The organism is Pseudomonas sp. JDS08PS003 (assembly GCF_045013505.1).
GTDB lineage: Bacteria > Pseudomonadota > Gammaproteobacteria > Pseudomonadales > Pseudomonadaceae > Aquipseudomonas > Aquipseudomonas protegens_B.
Window position 1 is genome coordinate 6,969,058 of the sequence record NZ_CP120724.1, and the last position, 20,931, is coordinate 6,989,988.

General features: G+C 62.3%; 20 protein-coding genes. 9 read left to right on the forward strand and 11 right to left on the reverse strand.

What is annotated here, in order from left to right:
* The first annotated feature begins 2 nt into the window (after positions 1 to 2).
* The 3 genes from P7C00_RS31260 to P7C00_RS31270 are packed head-to-tail and all read left to right on the forward strand — an operon-like array spanning position 3 to position 2,331.
* Positions 3 to 728 carry a DUF484 family protein gene (locus P7C00_RS31260; RefSeq protein ID WP_404937893.1) on the forward strand — a complete coding sequence of 242 codons (726 nt, stop codon included), beginning with the start codon at positions 3 to 5 and terminating at the stop codon, positions 726 to 728.
* 2 nt (positions 729 to 730) lie between these two features.
* Entirely contained in the window at positions 731 to 1,627 is an 897-nt protein-coding gene (gene xerC, locus P7C00_RS31265) for a tyrosine recombinase XerC (protein ID WP_346633371.1), read from the forward strand.
* Positions 1,627 to 2,331, forward strand: coding sequence for an HAD family hydrolase (locus P7C00_RS31270; protein WP_346633372.1), 705 nt, complete (start codon positions 1,627 to 1,629; stop codon positions 2,329 to 2,331). The genes xerC and P7C00_RS31270 overlap by 1 nt, the downstream gene beginning before the upstream one ends.
* Positions 2,332 to 2,455: 124 nt before the next feature.
* Here P7C00_RS31270 and sutA read toward each other — a convergent pair whose 3' ends face one another.
* The 4 genes from sutA to glnK all read right to left on the reverse strand — a co-directional run bounded on the left by sutA (position 2,456) and on the right by glnK (position 5,226).
* Entirely contained in the window at positions 2,456 to 2,779 is a 324-nt protein-coding gene (gene sutA, locus P7C00_RS31275; RefSeq protein ID WP_123726805.1) for a transcriptional regulator SutA, read from the reverse strand.
* Positions 2,780 to 2,881: 102 nt separating this feature from the next.
* Positions 2,882 to 3,307 carry a secondary thiamine-phosphate synthase enzyme YjbQ gene (locus P7C00_RS31280; RefSeq protein ID WP_123726806.1) on the reverse strand — a complete coding sequence of 142 codons (426 nt, stop codon included), beginning with the start codon at positions 3,305 to 3,307 and terminating at the stop codon, positions 2,882 to 2,884.
* A gap of 209 nt (positions 3,308 to 3,516) precedes the next feature.
* On the reverse strand, positions 3,517 to 4,854 hold the full coding sequence (locus P7C00_RS31285; RefSeq protein WP_346633373.1) for an ammonium transporter: 1,338 nt from the start codon (positions 4,852 to 4,854) through the stop codon (positions 3,517 to 3,519).
* Between the two features lie 33 nt (positions 4,855 to 4,887).
* Complete coding sequence (gene glnK / locus P7C00_RS31290; RefSeq protein WP_002555808.1) at positions 4,888 to 5,226, reverse strand: P-II family nitrogen regulator; 339 nt, start codon at positions 5,224 to 5,226, stop codon at positions 4,888 to 4,890.
* Positions 5,227 to 5,642: 416 nt separating this feature from the next.
* On the opposite strand from glnK, the gene P7C00_RS31295 reads away from it, so the two are divergent.
* Together P7C00_RS31295 and P7C00_RS31300 are read left to right on the forward strand one after the other, a co-directional pair.
* On the forward strand, positions 5,643 to 5,903 hold the full coding sequence (locus P7C00_RS31295; protein WP_346633374.1) for an accessory factor UbiK family protein: 261 nt from the start codon (positions 5,643 to 5,645) through the stop codon (positions 5,901 to 5,903).
* A 179-nt stretch (positions 5,904 to 6,082) separates the two neighbouring features.
* Positions 6,083 to 7,576, forward strand: a complete 1,494-nt coding sequence (locus P7C00_RS31300; protein ID WP_404937894.1) for a YifB family Mg chelatase-like AAA ATPase — start codon at positions 6,083 to 6,085, stop codon at positions 7,574 to 7,576.
* 4 nt (positions 7,577 to 7,580) lie between these two features.
* Here P7C00_RS31300 and P7C00_RS31305 read toward each other — a convergent pair whose 3' ends face one another.
* On the reverse strand, positions 7,581 to 8,795 hold the full coding sequence (locus P7C00_RS31305) for an aldose 1-epimerase family protein (protein ID WP_404937895.1): 1,215 nt from the start codon (positions 8,793 to 8,795) through the stop codon (positions 7,581 to 7,583).
* A 111-nt stretch (positions 8,796 to 8,906) separates the two neighbouring features.
* Entirely contained in the window at positions 8,907 to 9,485 is a 579-nt protein-coding gene (locus tag P7C00_RS31310) for a TetR/AcrR family transcriptional regulator (protein WP_404937896.1), read from the reverse strand.
* A gap of 113 nt (positions 9,486 to 9,598) precedes the next feature.
* Between P7C00_RS31310 and P7C00_RS31315 the strand changes: the two genes are divergently transcribed.
* Positions 9,599 to 10,525 carry an ABC transporter six-transmembrane domain-containing protein gene (locus P7C00_RS31315; protein WP_346633398.1) on the forward strand — a complete coding sequence of 309 codons (927 nt, stop codon included), beginning with the start codon at positions 9,599 to 9,601 and terminating at the stop codon, positions 10,523 to 10,525.
* A 3-nt stretch (positions 10,526 to 10,528) separates the two neighbouring features.
* On the opposite strand, the gene P7C00_RS31320 is transcribed toward P7C00_RS31315, so the two are convergent.
* The 4 genes from P7C00_RS31320 to P7C00_RS31335 form a co-directional block, all read right to left on the reverse strand.
* Positions 10,529 to 10,714: a hypothetical protein gene (locus tag P7C00_RS31320; RefSeq protein ID WP_404937897.1), complete on the reverse strand. Its 186-nt coding sequence runs from the start codon at positions 10,712 to 10,714 to the stop codon at positions 10,529 to 10,531.
* Positions 10,692 to 11,498, reverse strand: coding sequence for a Ca2+-dependent phosphoinositide-specific phospholipase C (locus P7C00_RS31325; RefSeq protein ID WP_404937898.1), 807 nt, complete (start codon positions 11,496 to 11,498; stop codon positions 10,692 to 10,694). The genes P7C00_RS31320 and P7C00_RS31325 overlap by 23 nt, the downstream gene beginning before the upstream one ends.
* Positions 11,499 to 11,620: 122 nt before the next feature.
* On the reverse strand, positions 11,621 to 13,597 hold the full coding sequence (locus P7C00_RS31330) for a methyl-accepting chemotaxis protein (RefSeq protein WP_346633400.1): 1,977 nt from the start codon (positions 13,595 to 13,597) through the stop codon (positions 11,621 to 11,623).
* 192 nt (positions 13,598 to 13,789) lie between these two features.
* Entirely contained in the window at positions 13,790 to 14,710 is a 921-nt protein-coding gene (locus P7C00_RS31335; RefSeq protein ID WP_404937899.1) for a LysR substrate-binding domain-containing protein, read from the reverse strand.
* A gap of 157 nt (positions 14,711 to 14,867) precedes the next feature.
* On the opposite strand from P7C00_RS31335, the gene P7C00_RS31340 reads away from it, so the two are divergent.
* A complete protein-coding gene (locus P7C00_RS31340) occupies positions 14,868 to 16,268 on the forward strand; it encodes a NorM family multidrug efflux MATE transporter (protein WP_404937900.1) in 1,401 nt (466 codons plus the stop codon).
* A gap of 54 nt (positions 16,269 to 16,322) precedes the next feature.
* Here P7C00_RS31340 and P7C00_RS31345 read toward each other — a convergent pair whose 3' ends face one another.
* On the reverse strand, positions 16,323 to 17,996 hold the full coding sequence (locus P7C00_RS31345) for a bifunctional diguanylate cyclase/phosphodiesterase (RefSeq protein WP_346633403.1): 1,674 nt from the start codon (positions 17,994 to 17,996) through the stop codon (positions 16,323 to 16,325).
* A gap of 267 nt (positions 17,997 to 18,263) precedes the next feature.
* Here P7C00_RS31345 and rep point away from each other — a divergent pair, with 267 nt between their 5' ends.
* Together rep and P7C00_RS31355 are read left to right on the forward strand one after the other, a co-directional pair.
* A complete protein-coding gene (gene rep, locus P7C00_RS31350; RefSeq protein ID WP_346633404.1) occupies positions 18,264 to 20,273 on the forward strand; it encodes a DNA helicase Rep in 2,010 nt (669 codons plus the stop codon).
* 55 nt (positions 20,274 to 20,328) lie between these two features.
* On the forward strand, positions 20,329 to 20,901 hold the full coding sequence (locus P7C00_RS31355; protein WP_011064203.1) for a xanthine phosphoribosyltransferase: 573 nt from the start codon (positions 20,329 to 20,331) through the stop codon (positions 20,899 to 20,901).
* The last annotated feature ends 30 nt before the right edge of the window (positions 20,902 to 20,931 follow it).

Below are 20,931 nucleotides of genomic sequence, written 5' to 3' on the forward strand. Positions count from 1 at the left end.
CCATGACTGATCAGCCTCAGGTTCCCGCCGAAAAGCCCGACGAGTCACCGTCCGTAAACCTGGAGGCGGCGACCGTCGCCGCCTACCTGGAAGCCCACCCGGATTTCTTCGTCGACCACGACGAATTGCTTCCGGCCTTGCGCATCCCCCACCAGCGCGGCGATACCGTGTCGCTGGTGGAGCGGCAGATGAAGATCCTCCGCGAGCGCAACATCGAGATGCGCCATCGCCTGTCGCAGTTGATGGACGTGGCCCGGGACAACGACCGGCTGTTCGACAAGACCCGCCGCCTGATTCTCGCCCTGATGGATGCCACCAGCCTGGAAGAGGTGGTGATGAGTGTCGAAGACAGCCTGCGCCAGGATTTCCAGGTGCCCTTCGTCAGCCTGATCCTGTTCAGCGACAGCTCCATGCCGGTAGGCCGCTGGGTCTCGGCCGCCGAAGCTCAGGGCGCCATCGGCGGCCTGCTGTCGGAAGGCAAGAGTGTCAGTGGCAGCCTGCGCGAGCACGAACTGGACTTTCTCTTTGGCGAAGAGCAGCGCAAGCAGATCGGCTCCACGGCGGTTGTCGCCCTGGCGCACCAGGGCATGCACGGGGTACTGGCCATCGCCAGCCGTGATCCGCAGCACTACAAGAGCTCGGTAGGCACCCTGTTCCTCAATTACATCGCCGAAGTCACAGGCCGCGTACTGCCGCGCTTCACCCACTCGCTGCGCTCGGTACGCTGACCATGCAACAACAGCTGGACGCCTACTGCGCGCACCTGCGCAGTGAGCGCCAGGTGTCGCCCCACACCCTGCTGGCCTACCGTCGCGATCTCGACAAGGTGTTGGGGTTCTGTGAAAAGCAGCAGGTGCGCAGCTGGACCGACCTGGATATCCAGGGCTTGCGCAGCATGATTGCCCGCCTGCACCAACAAGGTCAGTCATCGCGCAGCCTCGCACGGCTACTGTCCGCAGTGCGCGGGCTCTACCACTACCTGAACCGCGAAGGGCTGTGCAATCACGACCCGGCCAACGGCCTGGCGCCGCCCAAGGGCGAACGTCGCCTGCCCAAGACCCTGGATACCGATCGCGCCCTGCAACTGCTCGATGGTGCGGTGGAAGACGACTTCCTGGCCCATCGCGACCAGGCGATCCTGGAACTGTTCTACTCCTGCGGCTTGCGCCTTTCCGAGCTGACCAGCCTTGACCTCGAACAGCTGGATCTGGCGGACGGCCTGGTGCAGGTCCTGGGCAAGGGCAGCAAGACCCGGGTCCTGCCGGTGGGCAAGAAGGCCCGGGAAGCCCTGGCGCTGTGGCTGCCGCTGCGAGCCCTGAGCAACCCGCCCGATGGCGCCCTGTTCGTCAGCCAAAAGGGCCGGCGCCTGGGGCCACGGGCCATCCAGTTGCGGGTCAAGGCCGCCGGCGAGCGGGAACTGGGACAGAACCTGCACCCGCACATGCTGCGCCATTCCTTTGCCAGCCATTTGCTGGAATCCTCCCAGGACCTACGCGCTGTGCAAGAGCTGCTGGGGCATTCGGACATCAAGACCACACAGATCTATACCCACCTGGACTTCCAGCACCTGGCAGCGGTCTACGACAGCGCCCATCCACGGGCCAAACGCAACAAAGGCGGTGAGTAATGACCATCAAGCTGATCACCTTCGACCTCGATGACACCCTGTGGGACACCGCTCCAGTGATCGTCAGCGCCGAAGCCACTCTGCGTCAGTGGCTGACGGACCACGCACCGAATCTTGGCGGCGTACCGGTGGAACACCTGTGGGCCATTCGCGAGCGCGTGCTGCTCGAACAACCACACCTCAAGTACCGGATCAGCGCCCTGCGCCGCCAGGTGCTGTTTCATGCCCTGGAAGAGGCCGGGTATGAGCACAGTCAAGCCAACCAGCTGGCCGATCAGAGCTTCGAAGTATTCCTGCATGCGCGGCATCAGCTGGAGATCTTTCCCGAGGTCCAGCCGACCCTGGAAGCCCTGGCCAATCACTTCGCCCTCGGGGTCGTCACCAACGGCAATGCCGACGTGCGTCGCCTGGGCCTGGCGGACTACTTCAAGTTCGCACTGTGCGCCGAAGACATTGGCATCGCCAAGCCGGACGCCCGGCTGTTCCATGAAGCCCTGCAGCGCGGTGGCGCCACTGCGGATACTGCTGTGCATATCGGCGATCACCCGGGCGACGACATTGCCGGCGCCCAGCAGGCGGGCCTGCGTGCCATCTGGTTCAATCCTGCGGGCAAGACCTGGGAAGCCGAACGCGCCCCTGATGCCGAGATTCGCAGCCTCAAAGAGCTTCCAGCACTGCTGGGCCGCTGGCACAGCGGTGCCTGATGCGGCTCGTTCTGTAGGAGCGAGCTTGCTCGCGATCGCCGCCATGCGGCGCCATTCACCCGGCACGCGCCCATGAAAAAGCCCGCAGCGACGGCGGGCTTTTTCAGCAAGCAAGTAGCAAGGCTCAGATAGGCCGGCTGCCGTACTTGTTATCAGGCTTCTTGGGCGGATCGGCGACCACATTGGCCTCGACTTCCTGCACTTTGCCGCCACGGGCCAGGAACTCTTCCATGGCACGCGCCAGTGCATCACGCTCCTTGTTCTTGGCTTCGACACTCGGCAGCTCGTCTACCGAGACGGCGGCCTTGGCCTTGCCTTTGGCGGTCGGAGCAGGAACATCACTGCCATCGTCTTCCGCCACATCTTCGGCGGCCGCTTCAAGACCTTCTTCGGTATCGTCTTCGTCACCTACTTCGAGGTCGTCGTTTTCCAGATCATCGTCGCTCATGTTCTACCTCATGACTTGCGAAAAGCAGATTAGTTATAGCCCAGCTGCGCCGACTGTCGAAGGCTGCCGGAAAAAAATCAACGTCCACTGATACTCAGCGGCTTATGCCTCATCACCCTGCAGGGTGGCAAGGACTTTGCGAGCACCGCCATGATCGCGATGCTCGCCCAGATAAACACCTTGCCAGGTGCCTAGCGCCAAGCGCCCCGCCGCTACCGGCAAAGTCAGCTGACAGCCTAGCAAACTGGCTTTGAAGTGCGCCGGAAGGTCGTCCGCGCCCTCGTCGTCATGTTCGTACCCGGCCATGCCTTGAGGCACCAGGGTGTTGAAGAAACGCTCGAAGTCACGCCGTACCGCCGGATCGGCGTTCTCGTTTATGGTCAACGAGGCCGAGGTATGTTGTAGCCATAAATGCAGCAGACCAACCCGACATGCCCTCAACTCGGGCAGGCCGGCGAGCAACTCGTCCGTCACCAGATGAAAGCCCCGGGGCCTGGCCCGCAGGGTAATCAGGGTCTGTTGCCACATACCGTTCTCCACGCTTCGGCGCGCATTCTAGCGCGCTCAGGGAAAAAACAAAGCGCCGAATAATCCTGCTTTAGTGTAAGCATTTGCCCTGCTGGATATCGCCATGGCAAACACGCCAATGCCTATCAGAAAAACCTTTCAGCCTTTCTCAATGACAAACGCCAGGCAAAAAAATGCCCGGCCGGAGCCGGGCTTTTTTTCAGCCGCGATTACAGGTTGTAACCACGCTCGTTGTGTTGCGCCAGATCGAGACCGACCGCTTCCTCTTCCTCGGTAACCCGCAGCCCCATGACGGCATCCAGGACCTTGAGAATGATGAAGGTAACGATCGCGGTGTAGATCACGGTAAAGCCCACACCTTTGCACTGAATCCAGACTTGCGCGGCGATGTCGGTCACGGTGCCGAAGCCGCCCAGAGATGGAGCGGCGAACACACCGGTAAGGATCGCGCCGAGAATACCGCCGATGCCATGAACGCCGAAGGCATCCAGGGAGTCGTCATAACCCAGCTTGCGCTTGAGGCTGGTGGCGCAGAAGAAGCACACCACGCCAGCGGCCAGGCCAATAATCAGGGCGCCCATCGGGCCAACCGTGCCAGCTGCCGGAGTGATTGCCACCAGACCGGCGACCACACCCGAAGCGATACCCAGTGCGCTTGGCTTGCCGTGGGTGATCCACTCGGCAAACATCCAGCCCAGAGCCGCGGCGGCAGTAGCGATCTGTGTCACCAGCATGGCCATGCCGGCAGTGCCGTTGGCCGCAGCAGCGGAACCGGCGTTAAAGCCGAACCAACCGACCCACAGCATGGCTGCGCCCATCAGGGTGTAACCCAGGTTGTGGGGAGCCATTGGCGTGGTAGGGAAACCTTTGCGCTTGCCCAGCACCAGGCAAGCCACCAGGCCTGCGATACCGGCGTTGATGTGGACCACGGTGCCGCCGGCGAAGTCCAGCACGCCCCAGTCCCACATCAGGCCGCCGTTGCCGGACCAGACCATGTGCGCGATCGGTGCATACACCAGGGTGAACCAGACACCCATGAAGATCAGCATGGCGGAGAATTTCATCCGCTCGGCGAAGGCACCGACAATCAACGCCGGAGTAATGATGGCGAAAGTCATCTGGAAGGTGATGAACACCGCTTCAGGGAACAGCGCCGCCGGGCCGGTTACGCTGGCTGGGGTCACGCCCGCCAGGAAAGCCTTGCCCAGGCCCCCGAAGAAGGAGTTGAAGTTGACGACTCCCTGCTCCATGCCCGTCGTGTCGAACGCAATGCTGTAGCCATAGATGACCCACAGAATGCTGATCAGGCCGGTAATGGCGAAGCACTGCATCATCACCGAAAGAATGTTTTTCGACCGCACCATGCCGCCGTAGAACAGCGCCAGGCCAGGAATGGTCATGAACAGCACCAAGGCTGTGGAAGTCAGCATCCAGGCGGTGTCGCCGGAATTGAGGACTGGAGCTGCCACTTCGTCTGCTGCCATGGCCAGGCCAGGCATTACGAGGGACAAAAGGGCTCCTAGCCCTGCGAATTTACGCAGAGTCATATTGTTTTCTCCTGGGGCGTTGGGTTTGGCGGCTTAGATTGCGTCGGTATCGGTTTCGCCGGTACGGATGCGAATAGCCTGTTCCAGATTGACCACGAAGATCTTGCCGTCACCGATCTTGCCGGTGTTGGCGGCCTTGGTTATCGCCTCGATAACCCGGTCAAGATCCTTGTCGTCAATGGCGACATCGATCTTCACCTTGGGCAGGAAATCCACCACATACTCCGCACCGCGATACAGCTCGGTGTGACCCTTCTGCCGGCCGAAGCCTTTGACCTCAGTGACGGTAATGCCCTGCACGCCGATCTCGGACAGCGACTCGCGCACGTCGTCCAATTTGAACGGCTTGATGATGGCAGTGACTAGCTTCATGAAACTCTCTCCCGAATTGGTGGACTTGCCCCAGGAAAACAAACCCGACTCAAGTCTAAGCGCAGTGCCTGGCTTTGTAACGCATCGTCGGCCTTCCTCAGCCAGACCGACGCCAGCTAACCGCTTCTGACGAAACACTCCCCGCTCCGCCTGCCGCACTGCATTCGTCACAGCGACTGCATCAGTGCATGGGTCACCAGGGTCTAAGCAGAAAGCTTGCCAGCTCGGGAAAAATCAGTGATTTCAATCCTTTGCCCAGGGCCGCCCGGGCTTGCCACAAATCGGCACTGCGGATACGCACAATAACGGTGCGTGAGCGCCCGCCCGAATGCGCGAAAAACGTGCAGACCGGGCATCACCAAGCCCTTGAGCCGTGCGTGATACACTGCGGCCCATCTGCTATTCAGGACACTCCCATGCTCGCGCCCAAAGACCTTCTCGATGCCCTGAGCGGCCACGCCTCGCGTTTGCTCAGCGGTGAAACACCTCTGCCTCGCAATGAAATCGAAAGCCAGTTCAAGGCCCTGCTGCAAAGCGGCTTCAGCAAGCTGGACCTGGTCAGCCGGGAAGAATTCGACAGCCAGATGGTGGTCCTGGCCCGCACCCGGGCACGCCTGGAAAGCCTCGAGGCCAAAGTGGCGGAGCTGGAAGCCCGACTCAATCCGACAGCGCAATGAGCTGAACCCGCGATTCGCCGGCAAGCCGGCTCCTACAAACCTGGAGCCGGTTTGCCAACGAAAGCCGTAGCGCCGGTGACATATCCTGTGCGCATTCAAAGCCTCCTCCCGCCAAAGCCCTCATCTATCCTTGCAGCACCGCAGGACGCGGTTCCCGCCGTCTCAAGGAAGATCTCCCCATGTCCCTGGCAATCATCCACAGCCGTGCCCAAGTGGGCGTACAGGCTCCGGCTGTCAGCGTTGAAGTGCACCTGGCCAACGGCCTACCGAGCCTGACCCTGGTCGGGCTGCCGGAAGCCGCAGTCAAGGAAAGCAAGGACCGGGTGCGCAGCGCCATTCTCAACGCCGGATTCAATTTCCCGTCTCGACGCATCACCCTCAACCTGGCTCCGGCGGACTTGCCCAAGGATGGTGGACGATTCGACCTGGCCATCGCCCTGGGCATCCTCGCCGCCAGCGTGCAGGTGCCGGCCCTGGCACTGGACAACATCGAATGCCTGGGTGAGCTGGCCTTGTCCGGCGAGGTGCGAGCGGTGCGCGGTGTGCTCCCGGCCGCGCTGGCGGCACGCAAGGCTGGACACACCCTGCTGGTGCCCCGTGCCAATGCCGAGGAAGCCTGCCTGGCCTCGGGCCTTGAGGTGATCGCCGTAGACCATCTGCTGGAGGCCGTCGCCCACTTCAATGGTCACGCCCCCCTCCCGCCTTACGTCAGCGACGGTTTGCAGGAAAATCACTCGCCCTACCCCGACCTGCGGGAAGTCCAGGGTCAACTGGCCGCCAAGCGTGCCCTTCTGATCGCTGCCGCCGGCGCCCACAATCTGCTGTTCAGCGGCCCGCCCGGCACCGGCAAGACCTTGCTGGCCAGTCGCTTGCCCGGCCTGCTACCACCCTTGCAGGAAGAAGAAGCCCTGGAAGTCGCGGCCATTCAATCGGTGAGCAGCCACAAGCCGCTGCGCCACTGGCCCCAGCGCCCCTTCCGCCAACCCCATCATTCGGCATCAGGCCCTGCGCTGGTGGGGGGCGGCTCGAAACCACAACCGGGAGAAATCACCCTGGCCCATCACGGCGTGTTGTTTCTCGATGAATTGCCGGAGTTCGACCGCAAGGTCCTGGAGGTTCTGCGCGAGCCCATGGAGTCGGGCCAGATCGTCATCGCCCGCGCTCGCGACCGGGTGCAGTTCCCGGCGCGCTTCCAACTGGTAGCCGCCATGAACCCCTGCCCCTGTGGCTACCTTGGCGATCCCAGCGGACGATGCCGCTGCACGCCGGAACAGATCCAGCGCTATCGCAACAAGCTGTCCGGCCCGTTGCTGGATCGCATCGACCTGCACCTGACCGTGGCCCGCGAAGCCACCACCCTGAACCCCGAGCCGCAACCGGGAGACGACAGCGCCAGCGCCGCCGCCCGAGTGGCTCTAGCTCGCGAGCTGCAACAACAACGCCAGGGCTGCGCCAATGCCCATCTCGACCTCCCCGGCCTACGGCGCCATTGCCGTTTATCCACGGCAGACGAACGCTGGCTGGAAGCGGCCTGCGAACGCCTGGGCCTATCGCTACGAGCCGCCCACCGCCTGCTGAAGGTGGCCCGGACCCTGGCCGACCTCGAGCAGGCGGCACGAATCAACCGCGAGCATCTGGCAGAAGCCCTGCACTATCGGCCGAGCACGAATTGAAGGGTCACTCCTTGGACAGATCCACCAACGGCGTGGGGAGCACTTCGGTCTGGCGCCCATCCTGAATCTTACTGACAAGACTCAGGGCATTATCCACAGCGGCCTTGTCTGCCAGCAGGCTGTAGCGGATCTGGAATTGCCGTTGCTCCTTTGCGCCGATGGTCGGCACCAGGTTCAGCGGACGCTGATAGCGACGGTTGTAGGAAAAACTGGTGCCCGGCTCCAGCCCCGTCACATAACCCTGGCCCTGGGTGTCGGTGTTCTTCCACAGCGAGAACACTGGCAACTGCTGGGTATTGAAGCCCAGCGATACGCCGAGGCTGCCCGCCTTGTTATGCAGCACCGCCAGGGTCTCGCCCTGAGTGTCGGCGTAGGGCACGACGTTGTAGACGGTCTCGTCATAGTCACGGGTCGGGCCGCGATAGGTCTGCCAGTCCGCCAGATCGGCCTTGGCCTTGTCGTTGAAGGGCGAGACCTGCTTCACCGGCGCCGCAAACTTCGCCCCCTGCTCAAGGAACGGCGTGCTGAAGTTGCTGTGGTACAGCGCCTGGTACTCCTTGGGATAATCACCGTTGTTGGTCAAGCGATCATTGAGCGTGAAACTGGTGCTGCCGGGCTCGGTGACCAGTTCGGTGGCAACGCTGAAATCGACCTTCTTGAACGCCTGTTCCTTGAGCTCGCCACGCAAGTGAATGGCGTACGGCGGTTTTTCGTCGATGTGCAGAGTGACCTTGCTGGCGGGAATGTTCGCCGCGCGGCCGTGCAGGGTCAGCAGCTCGCCATTGTCCAGCCCAGGGTGCCCGACCCACTCGTAGCCACAGCGCGTCACCAGCTCATTGAAGCCCTCCAGCCAGCCCAGGCCACCGCGGCCATTGAGTTCGATGAACGCCGGGTTGACCACTTCCTTGACCGGTGAATCCCAGCCCAGGCGCACATCGCCCACCGAGGCCTGCAACACATTCATGCCCCGGGTCGGCACCACCGAGAGCTTCATCACGCCATTGTCGATGTCGATGATGCTCACCCCTTCCTGGCGACCGCCATGCAAGGTGCGCAGGGTCACGGAAAAAGGTTGCGGGGTCTTCACCCCCAACTGCTGACTGGTGAGGTGCAGGTTCTGGGCCGCCTTGTCGCTGTCGAGCAACACATAGTCCCAGGCCATGGCGTGGGAAGTGGCGGTCAGCGCAGCGAGGGTGACAAGCAGTTTGAGGGAGGTCATGGAAAGGTGCCCTTATTGGAGTTGTAATGGATTTATAGCGCTGAAGAATCGTTTCAGCAAGCTGCAAAATCGCAGTACGACTACCAGATCCAATCACTCCCGCTCACCCCCTCAGTCCTGGAAACCCAGCAGCAATCCCGCCACCTCCAGAACTTCATCCAGGGCAGCCGCGGCGGCCTCGGGCGAGGCCCGCAGCAGCAGGTCATCGGCGTAGCCCATGGCCTGGGCGAAGAGCTGCCGCGCCACCCGCTCGGGGCTGGCACAGCGAAACACTCCGGACTGCACACCACTGTCGACGATCGTTGCCAGCATCTGCTGCCACTGGCCGTTGATCTTCAGGTAGGCCTCGGCCAGCTCCTCGTCATGCATGGCCTCGTCCCAGGCATCCAACCACAGCGCCCAGCCGTCATAGGTGGAATCGGGCAGGCAATGGCTGAGAAAACCCTGCAGGGCCTCCAGGGGCGCAGCGCCTTGCAGCGGTGCGCCCAACGCCTCCAGCTGTTGATTGGCAAACCGTATGAAGGCCTCGCGGCGCAGCTCCTTCCAATCACTGAAGTAGTGATAGACATGGCTGCGAGACAACCCGGAATGTTCGGCCAGGTCACGGGTCGAGACATCGGCGAAGCCCTTGCTACGGAACAGCTCCAGGGCCGCATCGATGATCTGGTCTTTACGGTCGTTACGGGACATGGGCAATCGGACCTCTTGACGCCGAGATGGACGGCGCTTGCATTTTGAGCGGTCGCTCAAAGATAATTGAGCAGTCGCTCAATATTAACCGTTATCACACCTGTGGTGCACCCATGTCTGTCGTCACCCCATCCGCTGTCGTCGACTCCACTCAAAAGATCGGTCAGCAATCCGCTGGCCAGACACTCAAGGCCATTGCCCGGGCGTACCCGGGCAAGCTGTTTGTCACGTTGTCCCTGGTGGCGCTAGAGAACGCCCTGCTGCTGGCCTACCCGCTGTTTGCCGGGTTCGCCGTAGACTCGATCCTGCGGGGTGACACCACCCACGCGCTGATCTACGCCCTGGTGGTGCTGGGCTTCTGGGTCGTGGGGGCCGCGCGGCGAGCGGTGGACACCCGCACCTTCACCCGCATCTACGCCGACCTGGCGGTGCCGGTGATCCTCAATCAGCGCCTGCAGCAGCAAAACACTTCCACGGCAGCGGCGCGGGTGGTGCTGGCCAGGGAGTTCGTCGACTTCTTCGAAAAGCATGTGCCGACCATCGCCACCGCCCTGGTATCGATTGTCGGAGCCGCGATCATGCTGCTGGTGATCGAACCCTGGATCGGCCTTGCCTGCCTGGGGGCCCTACTGCTGTGCGTCACCCTGCTGCCGCGCTTTGCACGGCGCAATCAGCAGTTGCACGAACGCCTGAACGATCGACTGGAAAAGGAAATCGGCCTGGTGGCCAAGGTCGGCGCCGCCTCGCTGCAGCGCCACTATCGGCTGCTGTCGCGGCTGCGTATCTGGCTCTCGGACCGGGAGGCGGCGGCCTATCTGTTTCTGGGCGCCGTAGCGGCGATTCTGTTCGTCATTGCCATCAGTCAGCTGGCGCTGTCACCCGAGGTCAAGGCCGGGCATGTGTATGCGGTGATGACTTACCTGTGGACCTTCGTCAGCAGCGTCGACGAGGCCCCGACCATGGTCGATCAACTGGCGCGCCTGCGGGACATCGGCAAGCGCGTGGACCCGGGGCTGGGTGAGCCGACCGAGCCCCGGTAAACCTCAAAACGGCCGGATGCGATAGCCGCCGGCGTTCTGCTCAGCGAACTTGTAGTACGCCGAGAGGTTGATCTTCTCGCTGATGTGCTGGGTGAAAGACACCCCGTCATCTCCCCAGACCCGGCCGATGTGGCTGTAGGCAAAGGCCTGGGTCGCCCACTTCTTGTCACCCTTGGACATATTGTTCATGGCCACATAGCCGGATGACTGGTCGGACATGCCACTGACCTTGCCACTGACATCGTTCTGGCCATTGGTCACCGGTGAGATGAACACCTTGGCGCTGGAGGTCCGGGCCTCGGCGTACTGGGAAAGCTTCTGGTTCTCCGAGTGATTGAGCACCAGCAGGACCTTGCCCTGCAGCTGGCTGGCGGTGGGCCAGGACTTGCCCTTGAGGTTTTTTTGCAAGGCCCCGGCACTGCTGCCTATGTGCGTTGCCAGGTCCTGGGGGGGTATAGAGCTTGCCCTGGAAAATCCGCGCCATCAGCTCATCGAAGTCCTTCGGTGTGCGCCCCGAACTTTCCTTGGACCAGCCCTGCTTCTTGTCCAGGATCAGCGTGATGGGGAAATGCCCGGGGTGATTGTCGCTCCAGTTCTTCACGTCGTTCAGGCAGGCTTCGAGATCGTTCTTGCCCGTGCCGTCGCCGGTGCAGTTGTTGTCATTGCCGGACTGGAACAGGGTGCCGGGGTTATGCCGCACGAACCAGTGACGGGGTGAACCGCCGCTCACCGCATCGCGCTGATCCCAGAAGTCCAGTTCCAGGGTGCGCACACTGTCGAGCACACTGGTGAAGGTGCGCGCATATTGCTTCTCGTAGCAGTTATGGCAGGCCACCTGGGCAATGCCGTTGAACGGCGTGCTCCAGGTCGCCGGGGCAATGAACGCCGGGCTTTCCTCGCTGAGAGCCATCTGGCTGAACACCAGTGCCGACAGGGCGAGTACGCGCGGGACAAAACGAGTGAGATGAGTCATGCCAGCTCCTGCTGAAAGAGAAGTCCTTGAAGGGCCAATCGCTGCTCATCTGTTTTAGTCGAATCAAGCGTCATTGCAACATTCACCCTGCAACCCAGGGTTGCAGGGTGAAATGGCCGCGGTCAGCGGAAGCGGTCGACTTCCTGGCGCAGGTCGGCGGCCAGTGTTTCCAGTTCACGGGCAGTGACTGCCAGGTTGGACACCACTTCCCGTTGCTCGCTGTTGGCCTGGGCAATGCTCTGCAGGTTGCTGCTGAGCACCGTGGCGGTGCTGCTCTGCTCCTGGGTGGCCGTGGTGATGGCGGCGAACTGCTCGCCGGCGCTGCGGCTCTGCTCGTCGATCAGAGCCAGGGCCGAAGCCACGTCGGCGTTGCGCGACAAGCCTTCCTGCATCAGTCGGTTGCCCTGCTCCATGGTTTCGATGGCGTGGCCGGTTTCCTGCTGGATGCTGTTGATCATCTGCGAGATTTCGTCCGTGGCCTCGCGGGTACGCGACGCCAGGTTGCGTACCTCATCCGCCACCACGGCGAAGCCGCGACCCTGCTCGCCGGCACGGGCCGCCTCAATGGCGGCGTTGAGAGCGAGCAGGTTGGTCTGGTCAGCAATCGCAGTGATCACCCCGACAATTCCGCCGATCTCCTGGGAGCGTTGGCCCAGGGTATTGATCACCGTAGCCGTGCTGTTGAGCGCCCCGGCAATCTGCTCAAGGGACGATGACGCCTGTTCCATGGACTCGCGGCCGATGTGGGTTTGCTGGGCGTTTTCCTGGGCCAGGCGCTGAGTGCTGCCCATATTGTCAGCGATGTTCAGCGACGTGGCGCTGAACTCCTCCACCGCCCCCGCCATGCTGGTGATCTCGCCCGACTGCTGCTCCATGCCCTCATAGGCACCGCTGGACAGGCCGGACAAGGCCTGGGCCCGGCCGTTGACCTCAGCGGCAGAACGGCGGATGTGCTCGACCATGGTCGACAAGGCTTCACCCATCTGGTTGAAGCTACGAGCCAGTTGGCCGATCTCATCGTGGCTGGATACATTCAACCGCGCACTCAGGTCGCCACCGCCCAGGGCCTGGGCCTGACGCACCAGATCACTCAAGGGTGCCAGCTTGCTGCGCAGCAGCCAGACCGTGGCGCCCACCGCCAGCAACATCGCCAACAGGCTGCCGATCACCAGACGGATACCGACGCTCCAGGTCACCGCCCGGATCTCGGCCTTGGGCATGCTCGCCACCACCGCCCAGGGCCCACCGGCAAAAGGCACCGCCAGGCTGTAGAAGTCTTCGCCCTGGTCGCTCCAGAAGCGCCCCTTGCCCGGCTCCTTCGCCGCATCGGTCATGACCTGCGCGGCCTGATCCAGGCCTTGCACGCCCGCCGGCGGCACCAGCCACTTGTGCTGCTCGTCCAGCAAGGCCAGGGAGCCGCTCTGTCCGATGCGGAAGCGCTTGAGATTGTCGAACTGGGCATTCTGCGCATCGGTGTAGTCAAAACCAACGAACAGCACGGCAATCACCTTGCCGGCACGATCCAGCACCGGGGTGTACTGGGTCATGTAGAAGCGCTCGAACAACAGCGCCCGGCCAACATAACCCTGCCCCGCCATGAGTTTCTGATAGGCCGGGTGGGCGTGGTCGAGCAAGGTGCCAATGGCCCGGCTGCCGTCCTGTTTGCTCAGGGAGGTACTGACCCGAATGAAGTCGTCGCCGCTGCGCACGAACAGGGTCGCCACCCCGGCGGTCATCTGCTTGAACTCGTCCACTTCCTCGAAGTTGTTGTTCAGCACCATGTCCCCCAGGTGCAGCCCGGGGGTCTGGACCCCAGCCACTGTCACCGGTTGTTCGGGATGCAGGCTCATGCCGCTGCTGAAGCGGTTTTCAAACAAGCCACTGAGGCGCTGGGTGCTTTCGCGCAGGCTGCTGTGAAAGGTGTTGAGCTGGTCCGCCAGCAGGCGCGCTTCGCTGGCCAAGTGCTCTTCTCGGGTGTCGAGATTCGCCGAATCCAGAGAACGCAGGGCAAACAGGGTACTGCCGCTGATCACCAGGGCGAGTATCAGGGCAAGGGCAAGCCCTAGCTGGGAGGCTATCCGGGCACGGGGTTGGGACATGATGGCTCCTGGCCGAGAAGGCGGATCATCCTGATCGAGTGGCACGCTCGGCAACAATATTTCTAAGTGTTTTTAGTAATTAGGACCTTCCTGAACGCTGGTTCCATGTCCTAGGATTCGGCGGCGCCGGGCAATACTTGAGCGTCTTGCAAGGATATGTGCACAACCTTGCCGGCCGGGTGCTTCAACGTTTCAGCCCAGGCGCTCTACCGCAGGCAATTGCATCGCCTCGACCTCACCCTGGAGAAAGTCGCTGAGACGACGCAAACGTTCACCTCCCGGCCGGGTCTTGGGCCACACCAGGTAATAGTTCAAGCCGCTGGCGACGGCAGTCGGCCAGGGCAGGCTCAAGCGACCTTGAGCGACATCCTCGGCCACCATCAGCAGGTCCCCCATGGACACGCCGTAGCCCCGAGCCGCCGCAATCATCCCCAGCTCCAGAGTGTCGAACACCTGCCCGCCCTTGAGGGAAACCTGATCCGTGAGCCCCATCTGCTCCAGCCAACTGCGCCAGTCCCGCCGGTCAGGAGTCGGATGCAACAACTCCGTGGCCGCCAGCCGCGCCACATCCCAGGGCAGGTCTTCGAGCAGATTCGGAGCGCCCACCGGGACCAGTAACTCCGGGAACAGGTAGCTGGCTTCCCAATCCGGTGGAAAGTGTCCGTTGCTCAGCAGTACCGCACAGTCGAAGGGTTCCTGGTTGAAGTCCACGGAATCCACATCCATCCAGGCACTGGTGAGCTGCACTTCGTTGCCCGGCTGCAGATGGCGGAAACGGCTGAGGCGCGCCAGCAACCAGCGCATGGTCAGGGTCGACGGCGCCTTCATGCGCAGGATGTCGTCTTCGGCCCGCAAGGTATTGCAGGCCCGCTCCAGGGCACCGAAGCCCTCGCGGATGCCCGGCAGCAGCAAACGCGCCGCTTCGGTCAGTTGCAGATTGCGCCCACTGCGCTGGAACAGCCGGCAAGCGAAGTGCTCCTCCAGGGTGCGGATATGCCGGCTGACAGCACTCTGGGTAATGGACAGCTCCTCGGCCGCCCGGGTGAACGAGCTGTGCCGCGCCGCTGCTTCAAAGGCACGCAGGGCATAAAGAGGAGGAAGACGGCGGGACATGGATGCGCTCCGGCAGCGGAATGACGCAACGCTACCAGAAAGTCGTTCGCATGAGTTTTAATCATGCCAGCAAGTATTTTTATCCCTTTGTGCTATGGCCAAGAAGCGCCGAGAATCAGCGCTCTCCCCGACTTTACCCTGATCGAGCCTGATGACCATGCAGCATCCAGCACGTACCGAACTCTGGGCCATCCTGCGGCTGGCGGGGCCGCTGATCGCCTCCCAGCTGGCGCACATGCTGATGGTACTCACCGACACCCTGATGATGGCCCGCCTCAGCCCCGAAGCGCTGGCCGGCGGCGGTCTGGGCGCCGCCAGCTATTCCTTTGTCTCGATTTTCTGCATCGGCGTGATTGCCGCTGTAGGCACCCTGGTGGCGATTCGTCAGGGCGCCGGAGACATCGAGGGCGCCGCCCGCCTGACCCAGGCCGGCCTGTGGCTGGCCTGGGTCATGGCCCTGGTCGCCGGCCTGCTGCTGTGGAACCTCAAACCGCTGTTGCTGCTGTTCGGCCAGACCCCAAGCAACGTCCAGGCCGCCGGCCAGTTCCTGCTGATCCTGCCGTTCGCCCTGCCCGGCTACTTGAGTTTCATGGCCTTGCGCGGTTTTACCAGCGCCATCGGCCGGGCGACGCCGGTGATGGTCATCAGCCTGGCAGGGACTGTGGCCAACTTCCTGCTCAACTATGCATTGATCACCGGCATGTTCGGCCTGCCGAAACTCGGCCTGGTGGGCATCGGCCTGGTGACCGCCATCGTCGCCAACTGCATGGCGCTGGCACTGGCCTGGCACATCAAGCGCCATCCGGCCTACGCCGCGTACCCGTTGCGCCAGGGCCTGGCCCGGCTGAACACCTATTACCTGCGGGAACTGTGGCGCCTGGGCCTGCCCATTGGCGGCACCTATGCGGTGGAAGTCGGGTTGTTCGCCTTCGCCGCGCTGTGCATGGGCACCATGGGCAGCACCCAGTTGGCGGCGCACCAGATCGCCCTGCAGATCGTGTCGGTGGCGTTCATGGTGCCGGCTGGCATCTCCTACGCCATCACCATGCGCATCGGCCAGCACTACGGTGCCGGACAACTGCTGGATGCAAGGTTGGCCGGACGGGTCGGCATCGCCTTCGGCGCGGTGGCGATGCTGGGGTTCGCGATGATTTTCTGGCTGCTACCCAACCAGTTGATCGGGCTCTTCCTGGACCACAATGACCCGGCCTTCGCCGAGGTGATTCAACTGGCGGTGAGCCTGTTGGCGGTGGCGGCCTGGTTCGAGCTGTTCGATGGCACCCAGACCATCGCCATGGGCGCGATCCGCGGCCTCAAGGATGCCAAGACCACCTTCCTGGTGGGCCTGGGCTGCTACTGGCTGATCGGTGCCCCTTCGGCGTGGCTGATGGCCTTTACCCTGGACTGGGGACCGACCGGTGTCTGGTGGGGACTGGCCCTGGGCCTGGCCTGCGCGGCCATCAGCCTGACCCTGGCGTTCGAGTGGCGGATGCGCCGCATGATCAAGCGCGAGCCCGTGGCAGCGGCGATGAACCTTCAGACCAGCAGCGCGGATTGACAGGGAGCTGATCACCGCCGCCCAAGGCGGTGGATCAGCACCGGTATCAGTCGCTTAAAGCGTCCCTTCCTGCAGCGACTGCTGGCTGCTGCCGAACGTCAGGTACTCCATCAGATCAGCCAGGGGCAGCGGCTTGCTGATCAGGTAGCCCTGGACCTGATCGCAGCCAAAGCCTCGCAGCAACGCCAGTTGCTCCGCGGTTTCCACCCCCTCGGCCACCACATCCAGATTGAGGTTGTGGGCCAGGTTGATCATGGCGTGCACCAGTTTGCGGTTCTCTTCACGCTGCTCCATGCCCCCGACAAAGCTCTTGTCGACCTTGAGCAGGGTGATCGGCAGGCTGTTGAGGTGGACGAAGGAAGAGAAACCGGTACCGAAGTCGTCCAGGGAAAAACGCACCCCCAGGCGCCCGAGGGCATCCATGGTCTGCTTCACCAGATCGCTGCGGCGCATCACTGCGGTTTCCGTCAGCTCGAACTCCAGCCACTGGGCTTCAACCCCGCGCTCGGCAATCAGCCGGCTCAGGGTCGAGAGCAACTGGCTGTCCTGGAACTGGCGGAACGACAGGTTGACCGCCATATGCAGCGAAGGCAGCCCGCGCTCGCGCAGGGCCTGCATGTCTCGTAGAGCACGGGAAATCACCCAGTAGCCCAGGGGCACGATCAGCCCGCTCTGTTCCGCCAGGGGCACAAACTCGCTGGGAGGCAGCAGGCCGCGCTCGCCGTGACGCCAACGCACCAGGGCTTCGAGGCCGACAATCTTGCCGTCATGCAGGTTCAGCCGCGGCTGGTAATGCAGCTCCAGCTCGTCACGGCGCAAGGCCCGACGCAGCTCGCTTTCCAGATCGGCAAGGCTGCGAGCGTTGCGATTGATCCGCTCGTTGAAGATATGAAAGGTGCAACCCTGGGTGCTCTTGGCCTGCTGCATGGCGATATGTGCATGCCACATCAACGGGTCGGCGCCGGCATTGGCCCGGGCATGAGCAATCCCCAGGCTGCAGCCGATCAACAGGCTTTCGCCGTCGACCCAATAGGGTTCGGCCATGGCTTCGGTGATGCGTTCGGCCATCCATTCGGCACGCTGCGGCGCGCGGCGGGTGTCGATCAGCAAGGCAAACTCGTCGCTGCCCAGGCGGGCCAGTTGGTCACCGGCCTCCAGCTGGCTCTTGAGCCGCGACACCACCTGCAGGATCAGCCGGTCACCGGCCTGGTGGCCGAGGGCATCGTTGGCGTGACGGAAGTTATCCAGGTCCAGGTGCCCCAGGGCCAGGCCGCGACCATCGTTTTCCGCCAGCCGCGCGGCCAGCAGGGTCTGAAAGCCCTGCCGGTTGGCAATACCGGTCAGGGGGTCCTGCTCGGCCAGGCGTTGCAAGGTGTTTTCCAGCACACCGCGCTCACGCACATGACGCAGGCAGCGGCGCAGGGCATCGGTACTCAGGCAGGAACCCACCAGCCAGTCGCTGACGCCCACCGGGGCCACCGAGGGCTCATGGTCCAGCAATAGAATGGTGGGCAAACTGCAACGCCCGGGACCGGGCTGCAGGCGTGGAATGGTCAACAGGACCGCATTGCGATCGTCTTCGAACAAACGACTGACCGACTCCCAGGTGGGAGCACTGATCAATACCACCGAGTCTCCCAACGGAGCGACACACTCGCGCAACAACGCTGTCCACACAGGCTCTTCGGCCAGTAGCAGCAAACGCAAGGGTTCGACAGGCTTAGACAAGCTAGCTCCCTAGACTCTGCAAAATAAGTTGGCGGCGGGCATTATGGCGCGCAAATAAGCAATAACAATTGATATTGATTATCATACGCAATTTCTTGTACCGCTCTAACTCGAACATTAGACGCATATTCAGCGCGCATCCTGAGGGAAAGTATCAAAACCGGCAAATTTAGATAGCGTTGTGCGTCACAAGTCGGAGAGAGCAGCAGAATCTGTCCAGCCTGTTAAAATGCCCGCCCTTTTCGTAACCGATCCCTTTTTACTGTCATGTCCCGACTCAATCCCCGGCAGCAAGAAGCCGTGAACTATGTCGGCGGCCCTCTTTTGGTGCTCGCCGGCGCAGGCTCCGGCAAGACCAGCGTGATCACCCGCAAGATCGCGCACCTGATCCAGAACTGCGGCATCCGCGCCCAGTACATCGTCGCCATGACCTTTACCAACAAGGCCGCGCGGGAAATGAAGGAGCGGGTCGGCACCCTGCTGCGCAGTGGCGAAGGTCGCGGCCTGACCGTGTCGACCTTCCACAACCTGGGCCTGAACATCATCCGCAAGGAGCATGCGCGGCTGGGCTACAAGCCGGGCTTCTCGATCTTCGACGAGACTGATGTCAAGGCCCTGATGACCGACATCATGCAGAAGGAGTATTCCGGAGACGACGGCGTCGACGAGATCAAGAACATGATCGGCTCGTGGAAGAACGACCTGATCCTGCCCGCCGAAGCCCTGGAAAATGCCCGCAACCCCAAGGAACAGACTGCGGCCATCGTCTATACCCACTACCAGCGCACGCTCAAGGCGTTCAACGCGGTGGACTTCGACGACCTGATCCTGCTGCCGGTGAAGTTGTTCGAAGAACACGCCGACATCCTGGAAAAATGGCAGAACAAGGTCCGCTACCTGCTGGTGGACGAATACCAGGACACCAACGCCAGCCAGTACCTGCTGGTGAAGATGCTCATCGGCAAGCGCAACCAGTTCACCGTGGTGGGCGACGACGACCAGTCGATCTACGCCTGGCGTGGCGCGCGCCCGGAAAACCTGATGCTGCTCAAGGACGACTATCCGTCCCTGAAAGTGGTGATGCTGGAGCAGAACTATCGCTCCACCAGCCGTATCCTGCGCTGTGCCAACGTGCTGATCTCCAACAACCCCCATGAGTTCGAAAAGCAGCTGTGGAGCGAGATGGGCCACGGTGACGAAATCCGCGTGATCCGCTGCCGCAACGAAGATGCCGAGGCCGAACGGGTGGCGATGGAGATCCTTAGCCTGCACCTGCGCACCGACCGGCCCTACAGCGACTTCGCCATTCTTTACCGGGGCAACTACCAGGCCAAACTGATCGAACTGAAGCTGCAGCACCATCAGGTGCCCTATCGTCTGTCCGGCGGTAACAGCTTCTTCGGACGCCAGGAAGTAAAGGATCTGATGGCCTACTTCCGCCTGATCGTGAACCCGGACGACGACAACGCCTTTCTCAGGGTGATCAACGTGCCGCGCCGGGAAATCGGTTCCACGACCCTGGAAAAACTCGGCAACTACGCCACCGAGCGCAAGATCTCGATGTACGCCGCCACCGATGAAATCGGCTTGGGCGAGCACCTGGACAGCCGTTTCACCGACCGCCTGGCGCGCTTCAAGCGCTTCATGGACCGGGTCCGCGAACAATGCGCCGGCGAAGACCCGATCTCCGCCCTGCGCAGCATGGTCATGGACATCGACTACGAGAACTGGCTGCGCACCAACAGCTCCAGCGACAAGGCCGCAGACTACCGGATGGGCAACGTCTGGTTCCTGATCGAGGCCTTGAAGAACACCCTGGAAAAAGACGAAGACGGCGAAATGACCGTCGAAGACGCCATCGGCAAGCTGGTCCTGCGGGACATGCTGGAACGCCAGCAGGAAGAGGAAGACGGCGCCGAAGGTGTACAAATGATGACCTTGCATGCCTCCAAGGGCCTGGAATTTCCCTACGTGTTCATCATGGGCATGGAAGAGGAAATCCTCCCGCACCGCTCCAGCATCGAAGCCGACACCATCGAGGAAGAACGACGCCTGGCCTACGTGGGCATTACCCGTGCTCGCCAGACCCTGGCCTTCACCTTCGCAGCCAAGCGCAAGCAATACGGTGAAATCATCGACTGCGCGCCGAGCCGATTCCTCGATGAACTGCCCCCGGACGATCTGGCCTGGGAAGGCAACGACGACACGCCGACCGAAGTCAAAGCCGTTCGCGGCAATAGCGCTTTGGCGGATATACGCGCGATGTTAAAGCGCTAAAATCGACTATTTTTAACTGACCTTTGGCGCAACAGGCGCTATTTGAGGAAGCTCCGTGGAAGCACTGCACAAGAAAATTCGCGAAGAAGGCATCGTGCTTTCCGATCAAGTACTGAAAGTCGACGCCTTTCTGAACCATCAGATCGATCCGCAGTTGATGAAGCTGATCGGCGACGAATTCGCCACGCTGTTCAAGGACTCGGGCATCACCAAGATCGTCACCATCGAAGCCTCGGGGATTGCCCCGGCGATCATGACCGGTCTGAACCTGGGCGTGCCGGTGATCTTCGCCCGCAAGCACCAGTCCCTGACCCTGACCGAGAACCTGCTGTCGGCCACCGTGTACTCCTTCACCAAACAGGTGGAAAGCACCGTCGCCATCTCCCCACGGCACCTGACCAGCAGCGACCGCGTACTGATCATCGATGACTTCCTGGCCAACGGTAAGGCGTCCCAGGCGCTGATCTCGATCATCAAGCAGGCCGGTGCCACCGTGGCCGGCCTGGGCATCGTGATCGAAAAGTCCTTCCAGGGCGGCCGTGCCGAACTGGACTCCCAGGGCTACCGCGTGGAATCCCTGGCCCGGGTCAAATCCCTGGCTGGCGGCGTGGTCACCTTCATCGAGTAACCCCGCCCGTCTTGTGGGAGCTGGCTTGTG